The sequence below is a fragment of the Bartonella sp. MU70NMGDW genome, from assembly GCF_042194085.1.
In the GTDB taxonomy this organism is placed as follows: domain Bacteria; phylum Pseudomonadota; class Alphaproteobacteria; order Rhizobiales; family Rhizobiaceae; genus Bartonella; species Bartonella grahamii.
This window is the reverse complement of record NZ_JBHIMK010000058.1, coordinates 1-8,286: the sequence shown is the minus strand read 5'-3', so window position 1 is coordinate 8,286 and position 8,286 is coordinate 1. Positions and strand designations below refer to the sequence as shown.

Annotated in this window: 6 protein-coding genes; all 6 read left to right on the top strand. The window is 38.0% G+C overall.

Features of this window, described 5'->3' with window-relative positions:
• Nucleotides 1-85 precede the first annotated feature (85 nt).
• Nucleotides 86-1,006, top strand: a complete 921-nt coding sequence (accD, locus tag ACFIKE_RS06410) for an acetyl-CoA carboxylase, carboxyltransferase subunit beta (RefSeq protein ID WP_375625491.1) — start codon at nucleotides 86-88, stop codon at nucleotides 1,004-1,006.
• A 4-nt stretch (nucleotides 1,007-1,010) separates the two neighbouring features.
• Nucleotides 1,011-2,330: a bifunctional folylpolyglutamate synthase/dihydrofolate synthase gene (locus ACFIKE_RS06405; RefSeq protein ID WP_375648734.1), complete on the top strand. Its 1,320-nt coding sequence runs from the start codon at nucleotides 1,011-1,013 to the stop codon at nucleotides 2,328-2,330.
• Between the two features lie 43 nt (nucleotides 2,331-2,373).
• Nucleotides 2,374-3,372 carry a complex I NDUFA9 subunit family protein gene (locus tag ACFIKE_RS06400; RefSeq protein ID WP_375626163.1) on the top strand — a complete coding sequence of 333 codons (999 nt, stop codon included), beginning with the start codon at nucleotides 2,374-2,376 and terminating at the stop codon, nucleotides 3,370-3,372.
• Nucleotides 3,373-4,090: 718 nt separating this feature from the next.
• On the top strand, nucleotides 4,091-5,488 hold the full coding sequence (gene ahcY, locus ACFIKE_RS06395) for an adenosylhomocysteinase (RefSeq protein WP_375626161.1): 1,398 nt from the start codon (nucleotides 4,091-4,093) through the stop codon (nucleotides 5,486-5,488).
• Nucleotides 5,489-5,521: 33 nt separating this feature from the next.
• Nucleotides 5,522-7,987 carry an ATP-binding protein gene (locus ACFIKE_RS06390; protein ID WP_375648732.1) on the top strand — a complete coding sequence of 822 codons (2,466 nt, stop codon included), beginning with the start codon at nucleotides 5,522-5,524 and terminating at the stop codon, nucleotides 7,985-7,987.
• A 51-nt stretch (nucleotides 7,988-8,038) separates the two neighbouring features.
• A partial coding sequence (locus tag ACFIKE_RS06385; RefSeq protein WP_375648730.1) for a tRNA (adenosine(37)-N6)-threonylcarbamoyltransferase complex ATPase subunit type 1 TsaE occupies nucleotides 8,039-8,286 on the top strand: 248 nt, incomplete at its 3' end.

The following is an 8,286-nucleotide window of genomic DNA, read 5'->3' as shown; positions in this document are numbered from 1 at the left end:
ACCGGTAAAGCAAATGTGACTGCTTAGGTTCATATTCTTTCAAATTATGCGAAAGATGTGTAATATTTAAAGGAAGGTTATAAAGATGAACTGGATTACAAATTATGTTCGTCCTAAAATTAATTCTATATTGGGGCGCCGTGAAATTCCAGAAAATCTATGGATTAAAGATCCTACCAGTGGTGAAATGATCTTCCATAAAGATCTGGAAGCTAATCAATTTGTCGCTCCCAATTCTGGCCATCATATGCGTATCAGCGCTAAAAATCGTCTCATGCATTTTTTTGATGATGGTGTTTATACAGCTCTTGAAAATCCAAAGGTTGTAACAGATCCCTTAAAATTTCGTGACGAAAAACGCTATATTGACCGGTTAAAAGATTATCGTTCTAAACTTGGTGTTGATGATAATATTTTAAGTGCACGTGGTACGATTGAAGGCTTACCAATTATTGCAACTGTTCAAGATTTCGCCTTTATGGGTGGATCACTCGGTATGGCTTCAGGAGAAGCTATTATTAAAGCTTTTGATACTGCCATTGCCGAAAGGCGCCCGTTAGTTCTTTTTTCTGCTTCTGGTGGCGCACGCATGCAAGAAGGAACGCTCTCGTTGATGCAAATGCCTCGTACAACTGTAGCGATTGAAATGTTGAAAGAAGCAAAACTTCCCTATATTGTTGTGCTGACTAATCCAACCACCGGTGGTGTTACTGCTTCTTACGCCATGCTTGGTGATATTCACATTGCCGAACCTGGCGCTATGATTGGTTTTGCTGGTCCACGTGTGATTCAACAAACTATACGTGAAACCCTACCAGAAGGCTTTCAAAGTAGTGAATATCTGCTCGAACATGGTATGATTGATATGGTTGTATCGCGTTTAGAAATGAAAACAACAATTGCGCGTCTTTTACGCTTGATGATGAAACGCCCTGCTGTTTTTAACCCTTCCGATCCATCCCCAACAGACTTTCAAACATCGCTTTCTAGGACAAAAGCAGCTTAAGTTTATGCAACAAAGCCAAATACAAAGGGTGGTGGATGATTTACTAAAAAATTATCCGAAAAAATTTGATCTTTCTTTAGAGCGTATTATTCACCTTTTAGAGCGTCTTGGTAATCCGCATTTAAAACTTGCCCCTATTATTCACATCGCTGGAACAAATGGCAAAGGATCTGCCTCAGCAATTTGCCGTGCTCTTTTAGAAAGTGCAGGATACTGCGTTCATGTCTATAGCTCACCTCATCTCGTCAACTGGAATGAACGCTGCCGGTTAGGTCAAAAAGGAGGTGGTCAACTTGTTACAGAAAACCAATTGGCTGAGATAATCCGTGAAATTATAAAAGTAAATCGTCAAGAGCCGATTACTATTTTTGAAATTTTTACAGCCGCTGCCTTTATGCTGTTTAGTATACATCCAGCTGATGTTGTCATTTTAGAAGTTGGTTTGGGAGGACGTTTTGATGCTACCAATGTCGTTAACAAACCAGCTGTATCGCTTATTATGCCCATTGATTATGATCATGAAACCTTTCTTGGAAATACAATTGCTCAAATCGCTTTTCAAAAAGGAGGGATTATCAAACCAAATGTTCCAGTAGTCATCGGGAAGCAAAATTATGAAGAAACTCTTGCTACTTTAATACCCCTTGCCGATAAAAATAAAGCACCTTATTCTCTATTTGATCAAGATTATCAAAGTTATAAAGAACATGGACGTATGGTTTTTCAAAACAATCAAGGTCTCATGGATCTTTCACTTCCTAACCTTATTGGAGACCACCAAGTTGCCAATGCTGGCGCATCTCTTGAAGCAGTTTGTCAAGCGGGTTTTCAACTTTCAGAACAAACCATAAATGACGCTTTGAAAAATATCTATTGGCCCGCACGGATGCAACATCTTATCCAAGGACATTTGGTTGATCAACTGTCTCCTAATATTGATTTATGGTTAGACGGTGGTCACAATCCTGCTGCTGGAAAAGTTATTGCGGCAGAACTTACACAATGGAGAAAAAAAACAGATCGTCCCATTATTATGATTGCTGGTATGCTCAATACCAAAGATGCTGTTGGTTATTTTCGTTCCTTAGCGAACCTTGTCGATAAAATATATACGATACCGCTGATTAACAATAATGCCGGTATCTCTCCAATAAAATTAGCTGAATCAGCGCAAAAAGCAGGAATCTTTGCTACTCCACAGGCGCATCTACAAGATGCTTTGCATAAGATTAGAGCCGAATATAAAGAGGCAATTGTCCTTATTAGTGGTTCCCTTTATCTTGCGGGCGATATTTTGCGTGACAATAAAACACCTCCGTGCTAAAAATCGATTATTTTAAAAGCGTTGAAAGATAGACTTTTTAATCATGCAACTTGATTGTGCACTTTATCAACATCCTAAACTTGTTACTGTTTTTGGCGGATCTGGTTTTGTAGGACGACATGTCGTTGAAACTTTGACTAAGCGGGGATATCGCGTTCGTATCGCTGTTCGTTGTCCACAAAAAGCTTATTACATGCTCCAAATAGGAGAAGTAGGACAAACCCAAATGCTTAAAACGGATATCAAGCATCGTGCTTCTGTTGCACGCGCGTTGCTTGGAGCTGATGCGGCAGTGTTTTTACCTGGTAGCTTAAAACAAGCAAATCAATCGAATTTTAAAAACACACAAATTGATGGTGCTTACAATGTTGCTGAATTAACAGCACAAGCTGCTATTCCACTCATCTATATGTCAGCACTTGTGGCTAACGAGAATGCTTCATGTCTTTATGCACGTGTTAAGTTTATGGGTGAACAAATCGTTCATAACAAGCATCCTCAAGCAATTATTATCCGTCCATCCGTTATCTTTGGACCAGAGGATTGTTTCTTTAACACCTTAGCAGATTTGTCACGTTTTTTACCAATTATGCCTCTTTTTGGGGGTGGGCAAAACAAATTGCAACCCGTGTATGTTGGTGACGTTGCTGAGTTTATCGCGCGCACTTTAGATGGACAGGTTGCTTGGGGAAAAAATTATGATCTTGGTGGTCCCCAGATTATCACCTTTCAAAATACTCTTGAAAATATACTCAAAATTATTCACCGTAAAAAAACAATCCTATCCATGCCCCTTTCTGCTGGTCTATTGATTGGAGGAATTTTGGGAACTATCGGTAAATTGCCTTTTGTACCAACACTCGTAACAGCCAATCAGATACGTTTTTTGCAAATGGATAACATTGTTTCTAAAGAGGCTATAGAGAATGGATATACTCTAGAAGGTGTGGGAATTACTCCCAGAGCAATGGCTGCATTCTTGCCAAGTTATCTTTGGCGATTTCGTCCACATGGTCAATTTTCGCAAAACTTATTCGTCTAGAATAAATTTTTTCAAAACTGAGTTAATTATTTGATTTATAATTTATAGCTCGTTGTTAGCGATTCTGAAATCAGAATGCTCAATAGAGTAATGTTTTTGCGTTTTAAATGCTCTATTCAGTATCACAAAAAATGTTTAATCGTATACCTATAGTATTTTGATAAAAATCGTTGAAAACAAGAGAAAAGCACTTCTTATAAACTGTCTTTATCCAAGAGCAGATGCAACATTGGAATCCTAAAGAACCGATTCTGAATTGCCTATTCATAAATATGATAACCTATGACTTTGCATTATATTATTTTGGTAGAAAGCTTAATAATGAGATTAAAGTAGGGTAATACTTCCTTTTTCAACAACCGCATAAGCGCGTAGAATATAAGTATTCTACTTTCGATATTATCCCATAAAAAATCGATATAAAAACTGTGAAGCAATGCACAATTTTTATTATTTAAAAGGTATTCTCTCTGGAGATTTTTAAAAGCTTTAAAGTTACGTGAAAAGGATAGAGTTTTGTTTATATAATAAGACTTATCATGAAGATCTCTTATTCTTTCAGTAACATCATTACTCAGATTCATAAATGCATATTTGTTGCACAAATTTATGGAGATTTTAAAAGAGCTTTTTCACATAAGGAAGTCCTCTTCTTGTCTTGCATTTTTTTTTAATTTCTCCTACCGTCTTGGAAAAACTTATTTTAAAGGAATAAAGAATGGCAGCTCAAGATTTTGTTGTCAAAGATATTGCACTTGCCGCTTATGGTCGTAAAGAACTTGATATTGCTGAAACTGAAATGCCTGGTTTGATGGCTTGTCGCAAGGAGTTTTCCTCTAATCAACCTTTGCGTGGAGCGCGTATTTCTGGCTCATTGCACATGACAATTCAAACAGCTGTTTTAATTGAAACATTAAAAGCAATTGGCGCCGATATACGGTGGAGCTCTAGCAATATTTTTTCTACGCAAGACCATGCAGCAGCAGCTATCGCCGCAACTGGTATTCCTGTATTCGCCGTTAAGGGTGAAACATTGGAAGAATATTGGACTTATATAGATGCAATTTTCCAATGGCCAGATGGTAATCCTTCCAATCTTATTTTAGATGATGGCGCTGATGCCACAAACTATATTTTAATGGGAAGTCGTGCAGAACAAAATAAAGATATCCTATCGCATCCCAAAACAGAAGAAGAAGAAATTTTTTTCAAACAAATACAAAAGCGTATGGATGCAACGCCAGGATTTTTTACACGACAGCGCGCAGCAATTAAAGGTGTAAGCGAAGAAACCACAACAGGTGTAAACCGTCTTTATCAGTTACAAAAAGAAGGGCTTTTGCCTTTTCCTGCTATTAATGTCAATGATAGCGTCACTAAATCAAAGTTTGATAATAAATATGGATGTAAAGAATCATTGGTCGATGGTATTCGACGTGGAACAGACGTGATGATCGCTGGTAAAACTGCCATTGTCTGTGGTTATGGTGACGTAGGAAAAGGTTCAGCAGCATCTCTTTCTGGTGCTGGGGCTCGTGTTAAAGTAACAGAAATTGATCCTATTTGCGCTCTTCAAGCAGCTATGGATGGCTATGAAGTTGTTAATTTGGATGATGCTGCTTCCAGTGCTGATATTATCATCACGACAACAGGCAATAAAGATGTTGTTCGTTTAGACCATATGCGACAAGTAAAGGATATGTGTATTCTTGGCAATATTGGTCATTTTGATAACGAAATCCAAGTCGCAGCCCTTAGAAATTTGCCATGGACAAATATTAAACCACAAGTTGATATGATCACCTTTCCCGATGGAAAACGCATCATTTTGCTCTCTGAAGGGCGTTTGTTAAACCTCGGGAATGCGACTGGGCATCCCTCTTTTGTCATGTCGGCCTCGTTTACTAATCAAGTTTTAGCGCAAATTGAACTTTTTACCCGTACAGAACACTATACAAATGAAGTCACTGTTTTGCCTAAACATCTTGATGAAAAAGTTGCACGTCTACATCTTGATCGGTTAGGAATAAAATTAAGTGTTTTATCAGAAGAACAAGCCGCTTATATTGGAGTCACACCACAAGGACCTTATAAACCAAACCATTACCGTTACTAAACATTTCCTTGGGTTAAAAAAGGGTAAGATGTCGTGCGCAGCTTTGGTGACTATAACCCCAAAGAAAAAGCTCAAAAAATGATTCGAATCTATGCGTATATATTTTGCCTTTTTTTCTTTTTTTCTCCAACATGCGCTGTTGCTCAGTCATTGGAAGGTTATTTACCATTTTTCTTCACTTTACTAGATGGTCCATGGCTGCTTTTAGCGCTGTGTGGAGGAATTTCTTTTGCTTCACTTCTCACGTGTCTAGCTGTTATTATGTGTGCAAAAAAAACTGCACAGAAGCCATTGAAGATAATTCAGGCAAATTTTTCTGAAAAACTTAAATATTATGAATGGCTTCTGGAAGAAACCGAGCAATTCCTTCTTATTTGGGAAAATCCAACAACCTTACCCCGTGTCGTTGGTGCCCTTTCTGCATTGCAAAAAATAGGAATCGATCAGAAAGATTTTCAGCGTTTTGAGCTCTGGGTTGAAGAAAATTCTCTGCGAGAACTTGATTATGCATTGACACAACTACGTTGTAAATGTCACTCTTTTGATCTTTCTATCACCACCACAAACAATGTACTGCTACAAGTTACAGGCGTCATCGCAGGAACAGTCGCTATTGCTCGTTTTCAAGATATCTCAAAACAACAGAGTGAAAATGCTCGTTTACAGAAAGATATCGCCCGCCTTCTTACTGAACTGAGAATGCAGCGTAATCTTCTTGATCTTATTCAAGAGCCCGTATGGATAAAAGATTGTGAAGGAAAAGTTTGTTTTATCAATCGCGCCTTTAGAGAAATGACAGACTTTCGTGAAGGCAGTGATGAAGTGGGTGATCTTTTCAATGAAAATACACAACGCAAAACAGATGAAATAGAAACAATTTTTCAAGAACATGTTCACACAGTTATTGATGGAGAACGACATCGTTTTCATCTCACACGTATTACAACAGCCGAAGGGATGGCAGCTTTTGCGCGTGATGACAGCGCATATGAAAATCTTGCTCATGAATTACGTTATGTTCTTCAAAGCCATTGTGAAACACTTGACCAAATTTCAACAGCTGTAGCTATTTTTGATACAAACCAAAAATTAAAATTCTGTAATCATGCTTTTAAAGTTTTATGGCCGTTGGAGATTTCCTTTTTAGAAAGTGAACCAAGCCATACATTATTTCTTGAACGTCTACGTGAAAAAGGGCTCATTGCTGAACACCCCGATTGGCGCGCATGGAAAGAAGAACTTTTTAAAGCCTATCGACAAACAGAATCGAACCAACAAATTTGGAATCTTCCAGATGGGCGTACGGTGCGTGTTATCTCGAACCCTCATCCACAAGGAGGTGTCACTTGGCTTTACGAAAACCTTACAGAAAAAATTGATCTTGAACGCCGTTATAATACACTTATTAAAATACAAGGTGAAACACTTGATAAACTTTCCGAAGGCGTGGTTGTTTTTGGTACTGATGGACGCCTTCGTTTATCGAATCCTGCCTTGTCGAAATTGTGGTCGCTTCCTTATAATTTACTGGTAGAAGGGACCCATATTACACAGTTACAAAGCCATTGTTCAGCCTTAACCTTAGGACAAGAATGGGATCAATTTACCAAATTCATTACCGGTTTTGCTGAAAAACGTGAAACATATTCAGGTCGTATAGATCTTAAAAATGATATGATTATTGACTATACTCTGGTTCCTCTTCCCGATGGACAAACAATGCTTACTTTTGTGAATGTTACAGACACTGTCCATGTTGCGCGTGCTCTTCAAGAAAGAAATGAAGCATTAGAAAGTGCTGATCGTTTGCGTAATGAATTTGTCCAACATGTTTCCTATGAATTGCGTACACCTCTCACCAATATTATTGGATTTTCGGATATTTTACGTGATCAAATTTTCGGCTCTATCAATAAACGTCAACAAGAATATCTTGGGCATATTCATTCAGAATCAGGAACTCTTTTAAATATTGTTAACGATATTCTTGATCTTGCTACCCTTGATGCAGGCATTATGGAGTTGGACATAAAATCGGTTAATATTGCAGATGCTATGATACAAGCAGTAGCACGTATAGAAGATCGCCTTAATGGACGCCATATTACGCTTTTACAACAAATTTCTCCTTCCTTAAATTCCATTTCTGCTGACGAAAAACGCTTGCATCAAATTTTTGTGAATGTGCTGAGTAATGCTATTAATTTTGCAACGGAGGCGAGCACTATTGAATTTTGCGTTGATGAACAAAATGATAATATTGTCTTTAGCGTTCACAATGAAGGCTCTGATATTCCAAAAGACGTCCTTGATCGTATTTTTAAACGTTTTTCTTCTCATTCACACCATGGCGGGCGTGCAGGAGCGGGTCTTGGCCTTTCCCTTGTGAAGAGTTTCGTTGAACTACACGGTGGACATGTTGAGATTCTTACCGGTTCTGGAAAAGGAACAACAGTTAAATGTTTTTTCCCACTTCCCAAAGGAGATAAGATTTTTTAATTTCAATCTTTATTATAACAAAAATTTTTCATCCATTTCATGGAACCCTTAATGAACTTTAGTTTTTTTCTTGAAAATGAAGAGGCAACAAAGCTTTTTGCACAACATTTAACCCTTTCTTTAAAGCCGGGGGATCTTGTAACGCTGCAAGGAGATCTTGGGACTGGAAAATCAACTATTGCACGTACAATCATCCAAACACTTGCGAACGATAATACTATGGATGTTCCAAGCCCTACTTTTACTCTTGTGCAAAGCTATCAACTTCCACAGTTTGAAATTATTCATGCTGATCTTTA